Here is a 17,026-nt window from a genome sequence, read left to right as displayed (position 1 = left end):
CCTTTTTCTGTGCACAACAATTTGTCTGGTAGTATATGTTAAAATTATTTGTGAGATATTAATAGATGCGCAGGATTCTTGATGAAAGGGTGTGCTCGATGGAAAACGAAGCATGTATTCAGAAGAGGTACGGTGTAATCAGTTTTACTTCATTCATCATTGGAATCATTTGTTTTTTTACTGTTTTTATTACACCTATTAGAATGGCAAATACCGGGAGCATGACGGGTGATTATATAACTTTTTTCCTTACGATTGCCGGCATCGCCCTCTCTGTCATAGGAATTTTGAAGAAAACCGAGAAAAAAATGATCCCGATCATTTCTTTGGTTTTTTCCTCATCATTCTTTATATTTTGGGTGATCATCATCACCTTGTTGATAACTGGGGAAATAGAATTGCCCCGTAGAACAATAGGATAAAGGGATTGAACCAGGGAAGCTTCTTGGGAGATAGAACTGACAAAAGGTGGTTTTTCAATGATAAGAGGTTTATATGAAGCACATTTACCGGTTCGTGATTTGAAACGTTCCATCGAATTCTATGAGGGGCTTGGTTTACAGTTAGATCATAAGATTGAAGACAACCTGGCATTTCTATGGATTGAAAAGGACAAAAGTTGGTTGGGGCTTTGGGAAACGGAAAAAGTGGAAGTTGAGTATCATCCCTCCCTACGGCATATCGCTTTTCAAGTATCATTGGAAGATCTAAAGAGCTCAGTCGCATGGCTTGAAGATAGGGGCTATGCGCCAAGAGAGGCTTTTGGATTTAAACCAATAGAACCTTTCGTGATGCCTCACGGGGAATATGCCCACGCTAAAATTCACTTTAATGATCCAGACGGAAACAGTTTGGAGTTTATTAGTAAAATGGAGAATCCCCAAAAAATCAAGAATCGTATGTATTTAAGTGAATGGGAACAGATATAAATGAAAAACAGAAGTAAAAAAAGCGAATGACAAATGGGCGAAAACTTCAAGAATAATAATCATTTATATCTGTTTTATGTCAAAACAGAATGGGAGAATCATAGAATGAATGTCAAAGCGGAATTATATTGGAATGAATTTTGGCAGGGGAAAGATGAAGAAAAACCCCAGGCAGTCAGTGCATGGCAATTCGGGGCTGATCCCGATCAGTTGGCTCAATTAGTGATGGATGGGATGAAAACGGCTACGTGCTCTGGGTATGTTTTTTATGAAGAGGAAAATGAACCATTACCATCCGTAGGTGATTACAGCATTATTTTAAGTAGTGAGGATGAGCCCTTAGCCATCATCCAAACAGTGAAAGTCGAAGTATTGCCCATGAATGAAGTGAGCGAAGAGTTTGCGATTGCAGAAGGGGAAGGAGATCGAACCTATACATACTGGTGGGAGGCTCATGAAAAATGGCTGAAAGAACAATTGGACAAGATCGGGCACACCTTTAAAGAAGATATGCTACTTGTGTGTGAGCGCTTTGAATTGATACATGTAAAGTGACGGAAGTGAACAATAAGTGTTTTCGTTCAGTGATTTGCTATAATAGGTCATTGGATTAAAAACTTATAGAAAGATAGGTATTTGCATGAAAAAGAAACTGACATTCATTGGATTGGGAATCGTGGTTGTTTTCCTGCTATTACTTGGTACGTATAAATTAATGAATTCGAGAACATATCAGGTATTCGGAGGATTGACGGATAATGTCGAGACGAATGAAAAAGTGGTCGCTTTGACATTTGATGATGGACCATCGAAGAATGTGAATCAGATCCTTCCGTTATTGGCAAAATACGATGTAAAAGCTACTTTCTTCCTGATTGGTAACGAAATCGAAAAATACCCAGAGGAAGCTGGAAAAATAGCGGAAGCAGGACATCAGATTGGGAATCACACATATTCCCACAAGCGAATGGTTTTTAAATCGCCTTCTTTTATCAAGGCGGAAATCGAGAAAACGGATAAATTAATTCAGGACTCCGGATATAAGGGTGAAATTGACGTCCGGCCACCAAACGGGAAAAAAATCATAGGTCTGCCTTATTATTTAAATGAAAATGATAGAGAGACCATTACCTGGAATCTGGAACCAGATAGCTATTACACTACTGCTTCTGACAAAGTGAAGTATGTGAAGGAAAATATAAAACCAGGTTCGATCATCCTGATGCACCCGATGTATGATGATACGGGGAAAGAACTTCAAGCGATTGAAGGGATCTTGCAGGAGTTAACGAACGAAGGGTATACGTTCGTAACGGTCAATGAACTTCAGGAAATGTAGTCTCATTTATACCGTATGTACGGTTTTCGAAGAAAAGGGTTGCTGCGGCAGCCCTTTTTTATTTGATATATTACAGAATAGTACAAAACGTGGTCTGCATATTGTTTCTTAACGGAATTCGTTGATGGCATGCAATCGCATGAAAAAGCTATTTTAAAATGGGGCTGGTTACTTGTATCGGAATAAAAATACCGCTCTGATCATCATTTTGTGTTTCCTGTTATTCCTATTTCTTGTCGTGCTCCTTTTTCGCCACATCAAAGTATACTTCGTGTATAGCTCGGGCATCGGCCCGTTATTGTTTATCGGGGTAATGGTTTTGGCTATCGTTATGCTTTTTTTCAAAGGATATAAATAATCGAGTTTGTTTGCATTTTTTTAGGTTGTGCTATTTGAACGTTGATTTCCACTCCAGGCACTCGCTTTCCGCGGGCGGTCCGGGAGCCTCCTCGACGCTTCGCGCCAGCGGGGTCTCCCCTGGCCACGCTTTTCCCGCAGGAGTCTCGTACCTTACGTTCCAATCAACTTTGTTTTAACATTTAGATTGAACTCCTTTTGTCTAAAAACTGGAGGCTGCTGCGGCAGCCTTTTTTATGTGGAAAACAGCTCTTCACATAGAGAGACATAAAAAAATATAAAAATCAATAAAAAATTAACGTTTAAATACTAGTAATATATGGTAAGATTTTAAATGGAATTATTTTCTTTTAAATTTTATTCAGGGGTGATTAGTACGTGGAGTTTTTTACTAAGTGGTCGTTTAAGAACAAGGCTGCCGTTTCATTGGTAACCATATTTATTTTGTTGATAGGAGTTGTCAGTTATTTTAAGCTGCCGATGGAATTTTTACCATCTGCTGATAATCCACAAGTTACGATTATCACAATGGGGCAGGGCACCGATTCGAAAACGATGGAAGCACAAGTTACAGAACCTATTGAAAGAGCGGTCACTGGAGTTAAGGGAAAGAGTTCCATATACTCCACAACGGGAGACGGGTTTTCAAAAGTAGATCTATTCTTTGAAGCCGGATCGGATATGAAGCAAGCAAAACTTGATGTTCAAGAGGCTTTAGGCAGTGTAGCTTTGCCACAAAGCATGGCAAAGCCTACTGTTACACAGTTAAATACATCTATGATTCCCATTTCATTTGTTTCCGTTACTTTTAAGGATGGATTAACAGCTGAAAATATAGACTTTACCAAGAAAGAATTAGAGCCTCTGTATAAAGATATTAAAGGGGTTTCCGATGTACAGACATTTGGAGTTTCCCAATCCGTTCTTTCGGTCAAGGTGGATAATGAAGAATTGGCTAAAAAGAAAGTCTCCATTCAAGATGTCATGAACGTACTTAACGGTCAGAATGCAGCTTTGGCCGTAGGTGAAAAAGTGATTGATGGGAAGGCAAGTAACATCAAGGTTATCGGGGATTTAACAAGTATTGAAAAATTAAAAGCGTTAAAGGTCACCCCGAACGTCAAACTTGCAGAGATAGCAAAAGTTGAAGAAGCGAAGGATGGCAACCTCATCAGTCGTTTTAATGGAAAGGAAAGCATTGATTTAAGCATTATCAAGGACAGTCAATCAAATGCTGTCACAATCAGTAAAGAGGTTGAAAAAGTAGCGAAAAAAATTAATGAAAAGTATAGCGACCAGAAATCGATCATTTATTTATCTACAGCTGATATGGTGGAGACTTCCGTTCAGACGATGGTAAAAGAAGTTCTGCTGGGAGCGCTATTCGCCACGATTGTAATCATGGTCTTTTTACGGAATGTACGATCTACATTCATTACAATCGTATCCATACCGCTATCTCTTGGCTTTACGTTATTTTTGCTGTCATTGTCGGGAGTGACGCTGAACATTTTGACGCTGGGCGGTGTAGCTGTAGCGATCGGGCGCTTGGTGGACGATAGTATTGTTGTTATTGAAAATATTTTCCGGAAAATGCAGCAGGAGAAGATTTCAATTGAATTGGTGATGGATGCAACGAAAGAAGTGGGAGTGGCGATAACAGCTTCAACCCTTACGACTGTAGCCGTTTTCCTTCCGGTTGCCTTATTGAATGGAGGGCTTCAAGAGTTTCTTCTTCCTTTCGCTTTGACTGTCACTTATTCTTTACTGGCTTCCTTAATCGTGGCATTAACGGTTGTCCCGTTAATGAGTGCAGGATTGCTGAAAAGGACGAAGCTGCCAAAACATCGCCCGGCCAAGCGTTTTACCAAGCTCGTTACTTGGTCACTAAACCATAAATGGGTTGTCTTGATTATTGCTATGCTGTTGTTTGTCGGTTCCATTGGTACATATTTTGCCATGCCAAAAGGGGCGATTGATAATTCTTCAGCAGACTATGTCTCCGTGACATTAACTTATCCAAATGATCAGCCCTATGAAAAAGTGAAGGAAAAAGCGATTGAACTCGAAGAAACGATGCAGGATATGGGTGAAGTAGATAATATTTTCATGCAATTAGGAAACTCTGCAGAATCAGCACAATATGGGGAAGTCACATCACCGACGGAAGCGATTTTCGGCATCCTGGTAAAGGATAAAGCAAATGTAGATTCGATCCTGAAAAAAATGGAAAAGGAACAAGAAAACTATCCTGATGCGAAACTTACGGCACAAGCCTCTTCCTTTATGATGGGGGCATCAAAGACGAACATTACGATAGATGTGGTTGGCAGTAATGTTGAAGATTTGGAACTGACAGCCAATAAGGTAAAAGAAAGTATACAGGATATTAAAGGAATTGAAGAAGTAACAACGAACCAAGACGAAAAGAAAACCATTTATTCATTCAAGGTAGATCCGGCTAAAGGCAATACAGAACAAATCGGTCAACAATTAGGTATCATGCTTAATAAAACGCCTATCGGAAATATAACTTTACAGGATAAGCAGACCCCTGTCGTCCTTGAACCGATCTTAGATCCTAAAAAACCAGAGGATTTAAAAAACATTCCGATCATGACAGATGGCGGTTTAGCCCCAGTGTCAAAGGTCGCTTCTTTAAAGAGCGAGGAGAGTGCAACAACGCAGTTCCATAAAGATGGGGAAACGTATCTTCAATTGAACGCAACGGTCGATCCGGCTAAGCTTTCCGATATTGCAAGTAAAATAAATCTTGAGATATTTGGAGATAAAGAGAAGAACAAAGGACTTGATATTCCGAATGATGTAGATATTCTAGTCGGGGGAGCCAGTGCTCAGCAAACAGATGATTTTTCCGATCTGTTCCTTACGATGTTAATATCGATCGGCATTGTCTTTTTAATCATGGTTATAACATTTAAATCGATCAAAGCACCGATCGCCATTTTATTTTCCTTGCCATTCGCTGCCATTGGAGCGGTATTAGGATTGGTTATCAGCCGAATTCCAGTCGATATTACAGCACTGCTGGGTGCTCTCATGTTAATTGGAGTTGTTGTGACAAACGCGATTGTGCTTCTGGATCGAGTCAAACAAAACGAAGAAAAAATGATTATCCGTGATGCGATCGTCGAAGCGACAGCTACAAGATTCCGTCCGATCATAATGACGGCTGTAGCAACGATTTGTGCCATGCTGCCCCTATTGTATAAAAAAGCCGAAACAGGAAGCTTGGTTTCACAAAGTTTAGCGATCGTTGTCATTGGCGGGCTAGCTGTGTCTACACTGCTCACACTTATCGTCATTCCATGTATATACGAATTGCTGCACTATAAAAAATCGAAAAAACAGAGAAAGAAAAAGAGAGAACCCGTTAACGAACAAATCGAAATGTAATAATAAAAAGTTTGTAGAGAAGCAACGCTTTCTTTACAAACTTTTTTTTCTGTAAAATAGTGCATGCTCTTAGTTTTTTAAAAATAATGGTTGACTTTCTTTCCTCCTGTAACTAAAATGATTACAGCTAGTGAAAATGTTATATTTTTTTTGGTTTGTATTGTAACTGATTCGGTTACAAGTTTAGCCAATGATGAAAAGTGAGGGAATATATAATGACAGTGAAAATTAAAGCGTATTCTGATTTTATATGTCCATTTTGTTTTTTAGGTAAAGGTCCTTTGGATGAAATCATGGAGGAAAAGGATGTAGAAGTGGAATGGATGCCATTTGAATTGCGACCGAGTCCACATTCCAAAATAGATCCATGGAATGAACCCGATAAGTTGAATTCATGGGATTCTTACATTCTCCCTGTTGCGAAAAAACTTGGAGTGGATATGCGTTTACCCCGTGTCTCCCCGCATCCATATACACATTTGGCGTTCGAAGGGTGCCATTTTGCAAAGGAGCACGGAAAAGGGAACGAGTTCCACAACAGAGTATTTACAGCGTTTTTTCAAGAGGAACAAAATATTGAAGATATTGAAGTATTGACAAAATTAGCGGGTGAAGTTGAACTTCCTGTAGATGCTTTTAGAGAAGCATTAGTGTCACGAAAGTATCGGGAAGTGCACCAAGAAGCACTGAAACATGCTTATGAAGAAGCAGATATAAGGGCTGTCCCAACGTTTATTATTGGTGATGAAGTGATTCAAGGACTAGCCAGTAAAGAAAGGTTAGCGCAAGTCATTGAGAAGGAAGAAGCAAAAAATGAACGGAATGAACTTGAGGGCTTGCAATGTGAAGGTAAGGGGAATTGCTAAAGCCTTTTGAGGATTAAAAAAATTAGGCTCTTTTCGTAAAGATTGTTGTTTTTAAAACGAAACGATTTAAGGTTGATTGGAGCGCAAGTGCGAGACTCCTGCGGGAGCAGCGGGACAGGTGAGACCCCACAGGCGTTTACGCCGAGGAGGCTCACCGCCCGCCCCGCGGAAAGCGAGCATCTGGAGAGGAAATCAACCACACCGCTTTACTTGGAAAATAGCAACAAAGTAAGCGAAAACAGCCAAAAATTAAAAACATCATAATTTGGAGGAATCAAAATGTCAGCAACTACAACAAATTTAAAAGAAGCCATTATCAATCGCCGTTCCATCCGTAAGGTGAAAAAGAACGAAAATATTACGAAAGAAAAAATGAATGAAGTATTAAAAACGGCTTTACATGCACCAACTTCATTTAATATGCAAAGTGGACGAGTGGTGGTAGTGATGGATGACGAGCATGAAAAGTTCTGGGATATTGTAAAAGAAACACTTCGTTCCCGTGTTCCAGAAGAGAGCTTTGCGGCAACAGCAGAACGATTACAAGGATTTCGTGATGGAGTGGGTACTATTCTATTCTTTGAAAATCAAGAAACAATAGAACAAATGCAAGAAAAAGCACCCTCCTATAAAGAACAGTTTCCATATTGGTCCCATCAAGGAAATGCTATGCTTCAGTATGCAATATGGATGACTTTATCAGCGGAAGGTATAGGGGCATCTTTACAACATTATAATCCAATCATTGATGAAGAAGTGATGAAGGCTTGGGATCTTCCAGGGAAATGGTCATTGATAGCTCAAATGCCATTTGGTGAGCCGAATGAACAACCAGGAGAAAAAACGTTACTGCCTTTCGAAGATATTGTGAAATTTTATTAATTCAAAGATTTAGGGTGGATACTGGATTAACCAAGAGCGCGTTTACTCTTAAAGAGTAAAACGTGCTCTTTTTTTGAAGAAACGTTCCAGCGGCATTATATATATAGGGAACAAATAATTGACAATGAGAATCATTTTCATTTATAGTAAACTGTGTAATGAAATTAATTCTCAATTAGGAAGGTGATATAGATGAAGGTATTCATTGGTTATGTCAGTTTATCCGGTAATACCGAGAAGATGGCTATAAACATAAAGAATAGAATGAAGGCTGTCGGCTGTGAAGTATATATGGAAAGATTGGATACTGTTGAAGTTGATGCTTTAAAGGATTTTGATTTGGCCTTTATTGGTTTATATACATGGAATCTTGAAGATTTACCGTATGAAGCACACGAGTTTTATGAAGAAATTGACCAGGTGGACTTTGCTGGAGGGAAGGTCGCATTCTTTGGTGCCGGCGACTTGACCCATTCGAAACCGTGCGCCGCGATAGATATCCTTTCCGATAAAATGAAGCAATTTGGATTTGATGTATATGATCGAGTATTGAAAATACACCATGAAAGCAATACATACGAACAATTTAGGAAAAGTGAAGACTTTGCAGAGCATGCCCTTATATGGGGAAGCAATAGGAAGAAATGGAGAATCTGCATGTGGGATCGGATGCTAGGCAGTCCGAAATACCGAAAGTCAGCATTTTTGTTAAGGAGGGTCCTTGATGATTACCCAATTAAGTTCAAAGAGAGAAGTAAAAAAAGAGGAACTTATACAAGAGCTTCTGAAATTAGGGATTTTTAAAAAATATAATAAACAACTATATGAGCTTCCGATCGTTGTTTTACAAAAGGAATTCAATCACTTGAGAGGTGAATTAAAAAATGTCTAGGAGAAGGAAATTTTATACTGAACTGCTAAAGGAAAACCGCGAACTTCTATTGCATGACAAAATGGAAGTGGAACGCATCTATATAAAAATCGATCAAAAAGCCATCAATGAAAAAAAGGGAAGTAAGCAAGTACAATCATGACTGGTTAGAAATTTGGTTCAGTCAACAAAATAAGGTTTGGATGCTTTTTTAGGGTTTGTAAAATGATTTCCGCTACAGGCACTCACTTTCCGCGGGCGGTCCGGGAGCATCCTCGGCGCCTTTGCGCCTGCGGGGTCTCCCTTGGACAGGTTTTTCCCGCAGGAGTCTCGTACCCTCCGTTCCAATCAACTGGTCTGTTTTTAAATAAAGGCTTCGCATACTTTGTTGCTATTTACCAAGTAAAGCTGTGTGGTTGATTTCCCCTCCAGATGCTCGCTTTCCGCGGGGCGGGCGGTGAGCCTCCTCGGCGTAAACGCCTGTGGGGTCTCACCTGTCCCGCTGCTCCCGCAGGAGTCTCGCACTTGCGCTCCAATCACCTTAAATCGTTTAGTTTTTAAAAACAACAATCTTTACGAAAAGAGCCTAAATGAAAAACTGTAAGCAAACACGATTTATACGGTTTTTCATAGTTTAATGAAACCTTATTGGATTGAAGAAATATGCGACACTCCTGCCGAATAACTGGCTTGGCAGACAGCCGGCGGAAAGGGAGCGGATTTCTGAAATCAACTGAAACGCTTTTAAATAAAAAACTGCAGGCAAACTGACTTTCCTTCGAGTTTGTCTATAGTGGGACCGAAATCTTTTGTTGATTTCGGTTTTTTCTTTTGGACCTGATATTGAATGCTGTTGATTTTCATAGAACATATGGAGCATCATATTAACGATCAAATTCTAATTTGATATTAAAGGGCTTCGTGAAGCATCCTGATTGTAATTCATTTAAGCCTTTACAGTTTTTGTTTGTAGGTCGGACCCAATATTTCTTCTCAATTTTTCACTTTTCGTAACAGTTTGTCATGAAGTTTGGACAAGGTGAACAATACAAGGATAGAGCCTATTAATGTTAACGACATATCCCATTGTGCGTCCCAAATATCACCTTGTGTTCCTAAAAATTCTTTTGAAGCTTTTCCACCTTTTGAAACAATGGCAGTTATCCATTCGATGATTTCATATAAGGCTCCAATGGCAAGCGCAAAACTTAATGTAACAGCAAATAACCACGGTCCTTTTGTTAGAGGGGTTTTACGTATTAATATTTCTCTAATCACAATCGCAAATAAACCTTTCAGGAAATGCCCAAACCGATCATAGTGGTTCCGGTTTAGATCGTAATGATCTTTTAGCCAATTAAATGCAGGGACTTTTGAGTACGTATAATGGCCACCGATGAACATGGTGATTGAAAGAACGGCAACAACGAAATAGGATAATGTAGTGAGGCGGAATTTATTATATGTAGCAAGTAAATAAATCAGAAACACAACGGCAGGAAGTACTTCCATTGTCCATATCAAGTATCCTTCAGGCTTAATGACTGACCAAATAAAAACGGCAGTGACTAGCAATAGAAATAATAAATGAATCAGTATGCTTTTATCTCTTCCCAATTTTTTTCACTCCATTAAATTTATCAGTTGATAGAATCAAACAGTTCGTGTATGGATAAAACGCTTAATGCTTTCATTTAAATCATTAGCCGCTTGTAGGGACCTGATGCTTGGCATGTTCAATGAATTTTAATTCCGTAAATGGCAATTTTTCATGTAATAAATAAGCGTAATGATGCAATGGTCCGGTCGAATAACCGCATATATAGCTTTTTTAATTTCCAAATGATCCAATAGATGATTGATATCTTCTATAATCAGGGGATAAGTTACTGGCGTCTTGAATACTGACTTCTTCCGTGACCCCTAATATCAAAAGTGATAACTTTGAACTCTTCTGATAATTCCTTCAGTTGGTATTGGAAATACACACTTGTCAGTACTGGAGGATGAATAGAAACAATAGGAACACCGTTTCCCTTAACAGAATAATACAAGCTAATACCGTCCACATCTAACATGGGCATATGAATATTCACCTCATTTGAAGAGAACTTGCATAATATCCCTCCTGAAAGAATTTTCCCTTTCAAACGTATTTTTATAACTAATCGTTTCGGTTACAATCATCTTGAATTTTTTGGGTTTTTTTGAACAAGATATAAGAGTTCAGGAAATGAACAAAAAAATATAAAATAAGGTGATTAAGATGAAGGCTAACATGAATAAAATTTTGCCAGTTGTCGCTTCGGTCGGAGTAGGTATTGCTACTTATCAAATGTTGAGTGGAAATGGCGGGAAAATGAATAATATGGTGCCGCTTGCCACTAACTTGATGGGCATGGGAACTGGGATGCAAGGGCAGAATCAACAACAGCCATAAAATCACTAAAACAAAATGATCCCCTTTAGGGGATCATTTTGTTTTAGTAAGAAAAGGGACCTCCATCATATAAGCTTAATACATACCATGAATAGTATTTACCATTTTTTATAATTTAAGTAATAAAACACCAATAAAACTACTCCATACGTTATAATGAATGGGCTCCAAGGAAAGTGCCAGAAACCTGCAGGAGTGATCAAATGAATGGAGGTTATATGTGTTGAAGAAAAAATTATTGGTCATCATTCCAACTGTTGCCCTGATGTTGGCCCCACTAGGAACGGGAACTTCAATTACCCACGCAGCAACAAAGGAGAAAATCGAAACGAAGGCGGAAACGCGCCCGACCCTCAGGAAAGGCTCACGTTCAAGTTATGTAAGAGACTTACAGCAAAGCCTTAAAGATGTTAAATATAGTGTAGGCGTAGATGGGATTTTCGGTACCCAAACACAAAATGTGGTAAGGGAGTTTCAAGTAGATCATAACTTGAGTTCAGATGGTATCGTCGGTCCGATGACATGGGCTGCTTTAGATGAGAATAAGGTGGAAAGAAAACAGTTCACGGAGAAAGACGCGATCGCGTTAGGGAAGAAGAAGCTGGGTAACAAGATCGTATTCAGCGGTGATGGCAGATTGCTGAAAGATGGCAAAGGAAAATCCTATTACAACTATAAAGCAGCTAATAAAGATTGGATCGATCAAGGCGGCACAGGAACGATTGGGTGGTTCCACATTTATAAAGATGGCCGTGTAGTGGAACAATAAAGGATATACACGCAAAGAATGTTCTCACTTTATGTGGGATTTTTTTTTTGTAAGGCATGGATATAATAAGAAGACTAACTACATCCACTTTTTTGGATATAAATAACAAATAAATAGATATAATAGTAATTGGACAGCAATTTGGTATAGTGGGCAGCGGCCACTCCTTTTTAAGAAAGGGGGTGTCGCTGGTGATTTCTATTATGGACGGACTGATGCTAATGATTTCATTCGCCTCTTTAATCGTCGCAATAATCGCGGTTACATTAAAAAAGTAACCCCCTCCATACCATCCGGCCAGATGTATGTAGGAAAAGGGTTACTTTCATGATTGAGTAGCCACTGACTTACCACGGAAAGCCGCTGCTCTTTATGCAGTTTGCTGTTCATTAAGACGCTGGTTTAACCAGTGTCTTTTTTTATATGTTAGTAATAATTATTATATCCTCATTTTACCTACACATTCAACAAAAAAACATGGAAAGAGCACCGATTGGTTTCTTTGATCATTTCCAGAGTTTCATGAAACGAAGGTTTGGTAAATAATTAGATTTTCGTTAATTTCCCGTCGGCTTCCAGTTTGAATAATCTCATTCCTTTATAAGATACAATCGAAGGGATCATACAAAGCAAGGCCATAGGTAAACAATAAAGAAGATAGAAATGCCCGCCGTTTCCGAGCAGAGGAATAAAGGCTAAAGCTACAAAAAGTAAAGTGAAAAAAATGATCGTGAAAATCCCGAAAGATTGATGATAGAATGCATGAATTTCGCTTCTTCGTTCCTCTTGGTTGGGTAAGGTCTTTACTGCTTTGTGCGTTCGAAGGAATAGGTACAGGGAGAACATTAGAAATAAAGCGGAAAATGGTAAAGCGATCGCAAATAATGAAACGTCAAGAATGGAAAGATAAAAGCTGGATAAAAAGAATACTTCTGATACCCCTAATGCAAAACAATAATTGAAGATACTTATTTTACCAGGTTGTTTAAGCATGAAATCCCTCCTTCTATATCATATTATGCAACGGCTTTCATGTTCACCACTTTGTCACATTTAAAAAGAAAAAAAGTGCACCTAGAATCAAGCAAAGTGGGTTAGTGGCATCGCTTGATACTATCAAGCATGCAGATGGTGAATAGAGTCTTCGCATATTACAAATAGTAATAAAATATCGCTTGAAGGGGGGAGTGCTCAATGACTGTAAAAACGGCAATAATAGGGTTTCTGATCGTTCTTCTATTATATTTCCTTTATGTAGTGGTGACTGCAGTGGTTCTTTTCCCCAAAGCAGAAAAAAAAGAAAATAGGCCGATTAAACATGTGAGTGAATATATGGGTGAGAAGGAATCCACCGTGGATCGTGTCCTGCTTCTCGAAGACGGCTATGAGTCGGGACTCGCTCGGATGCGAATGATCCAGGAAGCCCAGCATTCAATCAATATTGCCTACTATGCTTTTGGAAAAGGCAAATCAACCGAACTTATTATTGGAGCCTTGATCGAAGCGGCTGACAGAGGTGTCAAAGTCCGAATTCTTTTGGATGGAATATCTCATGGACTCAGAGGTCAATTAAGCAGTGCCCGTTATGCCTTGGCCTCGCATGAAAACATTGAATTAAGATATTACGAAACCGTTAAGCCATTTAAGCCGTGGACCTGGCATAATCGCCTTCATGACAAAATCATCATTGTAGATGGGAAGTTGGGCATCATCGGAGGGAGAAATATCGCCGATAAGTATTTAGCCAGCAAGCCGCCGAAGAATTATGTCTATGACAGGGATGTGCTCATTTTCAATGCTAAAGAGGAAAAAGATAGTGTAATCGTTGAAATGAAGGTCTATATGAATGAATTATGGAACCATCCGTATACGAGCGATGTCTTTTCAAACCTTTCGAAAAGGCAAACGGAAAAAGGGAAACGTGAAAGAGATGCATTGGTGAAACAATACAGCGCAGCTTTGCAAACTGAAGCCGATTTCGTTCATCCAGCCGTCGATTGGAGCAAGGCTACAACACCTACTAAAAAAGTGTCCTTCATTCATAATCCAATCGAACGTTTCAATAAATACCCTTTTGTGTGGAGATCTTTATTGGATATTGCGGCGAATGCCAATCAATCGGTAATTATTCAAAGTCCCTATATTGTTCCCGCGGATGCTTTGAAGCAATATGTACCGAAGAAGCTGGATTCAAAGGCTGATTGGACGATACTTACCAACTCTACGGCATCAACCCCGAATGTGATCGCTTTTTCCGGATACTTGGCGCGTAGGGATAGTATCGTTGAAACGGGGGCAAGGCTTTATGAATATTCAAAGCCTTATTCTTTGCATGGTAAATCGGTTGTCTATGATCAACGATTAAGTGCAGTGGGTTCCTACAATTTGGATTCTCGATCTGCCTTTTTAAATACAGAATCGATGGTGGTCATCGATAGTGAAGCATTTGCCGAGCAGCTGACAGTGGCGATCGAGTCGAAAATGTTGAATAGTACACTCATTGCTGACAATAAAAAATATATAGAACTGCCTGAAGATCAGAAAAAGGAAGAGTCTTTTTTTAAAGCCACCTTTTTAAATGCCCTCTCGAAAATTACCGTATATTTGAATAGGTTCATTTAAATGATGACGAAAGGACAGCAATCTGAGTGATTGTTGTCTTTTTAACCTTTCGCGGAGTGTATCTTATGAAAGCATGTGTAATTTGCTATACTTGAGCAAGCTAATCACAACTATCGTAAGGAGAACAGAAACATGCAAACATTACAGCACCTATCGAAACATATTGCCTATCTGACGCCAGTTCAGGAAACCGATCGCCCGGTACTTGCCGCCATTACGGGAAACAAGAAAACGCTCATCATCGATGCCGGTAACTCTGTCAGGCATGCACAGCTCTTTAAGGACGAATTGCTTCGGCATGATATAAGCGGGAATTTCCTCGTTCTTACCCATTCACACTGGGACCATGTATTCGGGCTGGAGAATATCAAGATTCCGGTGATTTGTCAGGAAAAAACATACACGAACATGAAAGATATGCAGCAGCTTTCATGGGAAGATCAAGCCCTTGATCAACGGGTCGAAGAAGGGACGGAGATTCTCTTTTGCGCCGATGCAATCAAATTGGAACATGGGACGAATAGAGAGATTACCTTCCCCCTGCCTGATATCATCTTTGAAAAAACGATGACGATCGATCTCGGCAATATAACCTGTATCATTGAACATGTTGGCGGCGACCATGCCAAAGATTCCTGCATCATTTATGTACAAGAAGAAAAAACGTTATTTCTGGGAGATTGCCTTTATGCCAATCTTTATGCTGAAAAGTGGAATTATACGGCTGAACAGGCTTCACTTCTCATTAAGAAAATTGAAGCCTATGATGCCGAAACATATATCCTCTCCCATCATGCTCGGCCTTGCTCGAGACAGGAGATGGAGGCGGAGTTAAAGCTAATGAAAGAATGTGCCAGAACCGTGGTCAAGCATCGGGGAAACCAAGATTTAATGGAGCAGGAATTGGCTAAAGAATTAAAGAGGGATTTAACCGAGGACGAGCTCGAAACGGTTAGATTTTTCGTGAATGGCTATGTTGAGTGATACAAGCACTAAAGAACACAACAAGGTAAACACTTTAATAAAGGTTTTGGTGGGGTATGGGTTCGGTAATATGGGGCTCATACCCTTTTTCCGCAACCGAACTACAAAAAATCGATAATAATCATTAATAGTACTGTAACAATAAGAATGGATAGGAAACCTGAGATAATTTTCCCTGCCTTTGCTCCTCTATCATCGGGATGAATATGACCAATGATAAAGGAGGGGATGAAAAATATAGCCGAATAGAACATTGTATAATGAATGCCTGAATCTCCATTCGACCATGCGCTAAGTCCGATAGTATTTAAAATATTATCTCCAAAACAAGGCTTATCACCAAATTGAAAGGTAAACAATATTCCGATTAAACATAGCGCAAAAGAAAGTGAACCAAAACCGATATCCTTTGTTTTCCGAACTTCATTAGTTGGCATGCCATTTTCTTCTTGTATAAAAACACCAAATTATGGTTTTTATTGTATCATAACTCATAAAAACTGCACCTCCAATTGTTAGATGTTGGCTAACGATTAGGGTGCAGTTCAAATTAATTATGAGCTTTTTCCAGGGCTAGCTTTATCCCGAAACCGATCAAGGCCGTCCCGGTTATACCCTCGAAAATCGCTTGGGTTCTAGGCTTTTTCATAAAAGCACTGATCTGGTTCAACAGATAGATATAAAAGACAAACCACAACACAGTTAACACGGTATACGTCATGCCCATGATCAGGAACGGTAAAAACGTATCATTTCCCGGATTCACGAACTGAGGCAGAAATGTTAAAAAGAAGACGGCCACTTTAGGGTTCAGCAGGTTGGTAAGGAACCCTTGCTTAAAGCAAGACTGGTTTTCGTATTTACTTTTGACGGGCATTTCCGCCGCTGCGGCCACTTGTTTATTCCTTAATCCCCATAGGGTCTTGAAGCCTAGATATACCAAGTAAACGGCACCGACATATTTGAAGATGGAAAATAGTAAAGCGGATTTCACAATGATTGCTGAAAGTCCGAACACGGCAGCTGATGTATGAATAAGCAGGGCACAGCATGTGCCGAACATCGTTTTAAAACCTCCCGACGTCCCCACGGTAACGGTATTCCTTGTGGCTATTGCTGTATCTGGACCAGGTAAGATGATGAGAAGGATGCACATGATGATGAACAAATAAAAGTTTTCCATATTCGGACCTCCGCTCTTAGTGATGAATTCTGAAAATTATAACATAGATGTACTTGGTTTAGGGGAAAAATTTGATGGTCATGATTTTCCCAGGATAATGGATGAGAGGGGAAAGTTTAATAAAGGCTCTTTTCGTAAAGATTGTTGTTTTAAAACGAAACGATTTAAGGTTGATTGGAGCGCAAGTGCGAGACTCCTGCGGGAGCAGCGGGACAGGTGAGACCCCACAGGCGTATACGCCGTGGAGGCTCACCGCCCGCCCCGCGGAAAGCGAGCATCTGGAGGGGAAATCAACCACACCGCTTTACTTGGAAAATAGCAACAAAGTAAGCGAAAACAGCCTTAATGAAACAAAAAACAAGCCAAA

18 protein-coding genes and 1 pseudogene are annotated in these 17,026 nt (G+C 39.6%); 14 read left to right on the top strand and 5 right to left on the bottom strand.

Annotated elements, in window-relative coordinates:
• Window positions 1-98: 98 nt before the first annotated feature.
• The 10 genes from JNUCC41_RS02845 to JNUCC41_RS02800 all read left to right on the top strand — a co-directional run bounded on the left by JNUCC41_RS02845 (window position 99) and on the right by JNUCC41_RS02800 (window position 8,824).
• Window positions 99-422 (top strand): hypothetical protein, encoded by a 324-nt coding sequence (locus JNUCC41_RS02845; RefSeq protein WP_192206286.1) that lies wholly within the window; start codon window positions 99-101, stop codon window positions 420-422.
• Between the two features lie 57 nt (window positions 423-479).
• Window positions 480-929 (top strand): VOC family protein, encoded by a 450-nt coding sequence (locus JNUCC41_RS02840; RefSeq protein WP_192206285.1) that lies wholly within the window; start codon window positions 480-482, stop codon window positions 927-929.
• Between the two features lie 105 nt (window positions 930-1,034).
• Window positions 1,035-1,484 (top strand): ASCH domain-containing protein, encoded by a 450-nt coding sequence (locus tag JNUCC41_RS02835; RefSeq protein ID WP_192206284.1) that lies wholly within the window; start codon window positions 1,035-1,037, stop codon window positions 1,482-1,484.
• Between the two features lie 85 nt (window positions 1,485-1,569).
• Window positions 1,570-2,268 carry a polysaccharide deacetylase family protein gene (locus JNUCC41_RS02830; RefSeq protein ID WP_192206283.1) on the top strand — a complete coding sequence of 233 codons (699 nt, stop codon included), beginning with the start codon at window positions 1,570-1,572 and terminating at the stop codon, window positions 2,266-2,268.
• A gap of 735 nt (window positions 2,269-3,003) precedes the next feature.
• Window positions 3,004-6,042: an efflux RND transporter permease subunit gene (locus tag JNUCC41_RS02825; protein ID WP_192206282.1), complete on the top strand. Its 3,039-nt coding sequence runs from the start codon at window positions 3,004-3,006 to the stop codon at window positions 6,040-6,042.
• 215 nt (window positions 6,043-6,257) lie between these two features.
• Window positions 6,258-6,908 (top strand): DsbA family oxidoreductase, encoded by a 651-nt coding sequence (locus JNUCC41_RS02820; protein WP_192206281.1) that lies wholly within the window; start codon window positions 6,258-6,260, stop codon window positions 6,906-6,908.
• Window positions 6,909-7,187: 279 nt separating this feature from the next.
• Complete coding sequence (locus tag JNUCC41_RS02815; protein WP_192206280.1) at window positions 7,188-7,790, top strand: nitroreductase family protein; 603 nt, start codon at window positions 7,188-7,190, stop codon at window positions 7,788-7,790.
• A 192-nt stretch (window positions 7,791-7,982) separates the two neighbouring features.
• Window positions 7,983-8,594: a flavodoxin domain-containing protein gene (locus JNUCC41_RS02810; RefSeq protein WP_192206279.1), complete on the top strand. Its 612-nt coding sequence runs from the start codon at window positions 7,983-7,985 to the stop codon at window positions 8,592-8,594.
• Window positions 8,515-8,682: a Fur-regulated basic protein FbpA gene (locus JNUCC41_RS27210; protein WP_192206278.1), complete on the top strand. Its 168-nt coding sequence runs from the start codon at window positions 8,515-8,517 to the stop codon at window positions 8,680-8,682. Before JNUCC41_RS02810 ends, JNUCC41_RS27210 begins: the two co-directional genes overlap by 80 nt.
• A complete protein-coding gene (locus JNUCC41_RS02800) occupies window positions 8,675-8,824 on the top strand; it encodes an FbpB family small basic protein (protein WP_192206277.1) in 150 nt (49 codons plus the stop codon). The genes JNUCC41_RS27210 and JNUCC41_RS02800 overlap by 8 nt, the downstream gene beginning before the upstream one ends.
• Before the next feature lie 830 nt (window positions 8,825-9,654).
• Here JNUCC41_RS02800 and JNUCC41_RS02795 read toward each other — a convergent pair.
• Both JNUCC41_RS02795 and JNUCC41_RS26590 read right to left on the bottom strand, forming a co-directional pair.
• Window positions 9,655-10,278, bottom strand: a complete 624-nt coding sequence (locus tag JNUCC41_RS02795) for a DUF2238 domain-containing protein (RefSeq protein ID WP_192206276.1) — start codon at window positions 10,276-10,278, stop codon at window positions 9,655-9,657.
• Between the two features lie 184 nt (window positions 10,279-10,462).
• Window positions 10,463-10,745, bottom strand: a pseudogene (locus JNUCC41_RS26590) (alpha/beta fold hydrolase); the annotation flags it as partial.
• Between the two features lie 194 nt (window positions 10,746-10,939).
• Here JNUCC41_RS26590 and JNUCC41_RS02790 point away from each other — a divergent pair.
• Both JNUCC41_RS02790 and JNUCC41_RS02785 read left to right on the top strand, forming a co-directional pair.
• The gene (locus JNUCC41_RS02790) at window positions 10,940-11,101 is read left to right on the top strand and encodes a hypothetical protein (protein WP_192208357.1); all 162 of its coding nucleotides are present in this window, start codon (window positions 10,940-10,942) and stop codon (window positions 11,099-11,101) included.
• Between the two features lie 220 nt (window positions 11,102-11,321).
• Window positions 11,322-11,870 (top strand): peptidoglycan-binding domain-containing protein, encoded by a 549-nt coding sequence (locus tag JNUCC41_RS02785; protein ID WP_192206275.1) that lies wholly within the window; start codon window positions 11,322-11,324, stop codon window positions 11,868-11,870.
• Window positions 11,871-12,416: 546 nt separating this feature from the next.
• On the opposite strand, the gene JNUCC41_RS02780 is transcribed toward JNUCC41_RS02785, so the two are convergent.
• On the bottom strand, window positions 12,417-12,863 hold the full coding sequence (locus JNUCC41_RS02780; RefSeq protein WP_192206274.1) for a hypothetical protein: 447 nt from the start codon (window positions 12,861-12,863) through the stop codon (window positions 12,417-12,419).
• Between the two features lie 201 nt (window positions 12,864-13,064).
• Here JNUCC41_RS02780 and JNUCC41_RS02775 point away from each other — a divergent pair, with 201 nt between their 5' ends.
• Window positions 13,065-14,492 (top strand): phospholipase D-like domain-containing protein, encoded by a 1,428-nt coding sequence (locus tag JNUCC41_RS02775; protein WP_192206273.1) that lies wholly within the window; start codon window positions 13,065-13,067, stop codon window positions 14,490-14,492.
• Between the two features lie 132 nt (window positions 14,493-14,624).
• A complete protein-coding gene (locus JNUCC41_RS02770; RefSeq protein WP_192206272.1) occupies window positions 14,625-15,476 on the top strand; it encodes an MBL fold metallo-hydrolase in 852 nt (283 codons plus the stop codon).
• 101 nt (window positions 15,477-15,577) lie between these two features.
• Here the strand turns inward: JNUCC41_RS02770 and JNUCC41_RS02765 are convergent, their stop codons facing one another.
• The gene (locus tag JNUCC41_RS02765; RefSeq protein WP_192206271.1) at window positions 15,578-15,913 is read right to left on the bottom strand and encodes a hypothetical protein; all 336 of its coding nucleotides are present in this window, start codon (window positions 15,911-15,913) and stop codon (window positions 15,578-15,580) included.
• 113 nt (window positions 15,914-16,026) lie between these two features.
• Complete coding sequence (locus JNUCC41_RS02760; protein ID WP_192206270.1) at window positions 16,027-16,659, bottom strand: LysE family translocator; 633 nt, start codon at window positions 16,657-16,659, stop codon at window positions 16,027-16,029.
• Between the last annotated feature and the right edge of the window lie 367 nt (window positions 16,660-17,026).

The organism is Brevibacillus sp. JNUCC-41 (assembly GCF_014844095.1).
GTDB lineage: Bacteria > Bacillota > Bacilli > Bacillales > DSM-1321 > Peribacillus > Peribacillus aracenensis.
The sequence above is the reverse complement of the archived record's forward strand: the minus strand, read 5'-3'. Positions and strand labels throughout refer to the sequence as shown.

Excerpts from the sequence above, each read along its gene's own strand:
- JNUCC41_RS02845 (WP_192206286.1), top strand. The coding sequence starts at position 99 with ATGGAAAACGAAGCATGTATTCAGAAGAGGTACGGTGTAATCAGTTTT.
- JNUCC41_RS02840 (WP_192206285.1), top strand. The coding sequence starts at position 480 with ATGATAAGAGGTTTATATGAAGCACATTTACCGGTTCGTGATTTGAAA.
- JNUCC41_RS02835 (WP_192206284.1), top strand. The coding sequence starts at position 1,035 with ATGAATGTCAAAGCGGAATTATATTGGAATGAATTTTGGCAGGGGAAA.
- JNUCC41_RS02830 (WP_192206283.1), top strand. The coding sequence starts at position 1,570 with ATGAAAAAGAAACTGACATTCATTGGATTGGGAATCGTGGTTGTTTTC.
- JNUCC41_RS02820 (WP_192206281.1), top strand. The coding sequence starts at position 6,258 with ATGACAGTGAAAATTAAAGCGTATTCTGATTTTATATGTCCATTTTGT.
- JNUCC41_RS02815 (WP_192206280.1), top strand. The coding sequence starts at position 7,188 with ATGTCAGCAACTACAACAAATTTAAAAGAAGCCATTATCAATCGCCGT.
- JNUCC41_RS02810 (WP_192206279.1), top strand. The coding sequence starts at position 7,983 with ATGAAGGTATTCATTGGTTATGTCAGTTTATCCGGTAATACCGAGAAG.
- JNUCC41_RS27210 (WP_192206278.1), top strand. The coding sequence starts at position 8,515 with ATGATTACCCAATTAAGTTCAAAGAGAGAAGTAAAAAAAGAGGAACTT.
- JNUCC41_RS02800 (WP_192206277.1), top strand. The coding sequence starts at position 8,675 with ATGTCTAGGAGAAGGAAATTTTATACTGAACTGCTAAAGGAAAACCGC.
- JNUCC41_RS02790 (WP_192208357.1), top strand. The coding sequence starts at position 10,940 with ATGAATAAAATTTTGCCAGTTGTCGCTTCGGTCGGAGTAGGTATTGCT.
- JNUCC41_RS02780 (WP_192206274.1), bottom strand. The coding sequence starts at position 12,863 with ATGCTTAAACAACCTGGTAAAATAAGTATCTTCAATTATTGTTTTGCA.
- JNUCC41_RS02775 (WP_192206273.1), top strand. The coding sequence starts at position 13,065 with ATGACTGTAAAAACGGCAATAATAGGGTTTCTGATCGTTCTTCTATTA.
- JNUCC41_RS02770 (WP_192206272.1), top strand. The coding sequence starts at position 14,625 with ATGCAAACATTACAGCACCTATCGAAACATATTGCCTATCTGACGCCA.
- JNUCC41_RS02765 (WP_192206271.1), bottom strand. The coding sequence starts at position 15,913 with ATGCCAACTAATGAAGTTCGGAAAACAAAGGATATCGGTTTTGGTTCA.
- JNUCC41_RS02760 (WP_192206270.1), bottom strand. The coding sequence starts at position 16,659 with ATGGAAAACTTTTATTTGTTCATCATCATGTGCATCCTTCTCATCATC.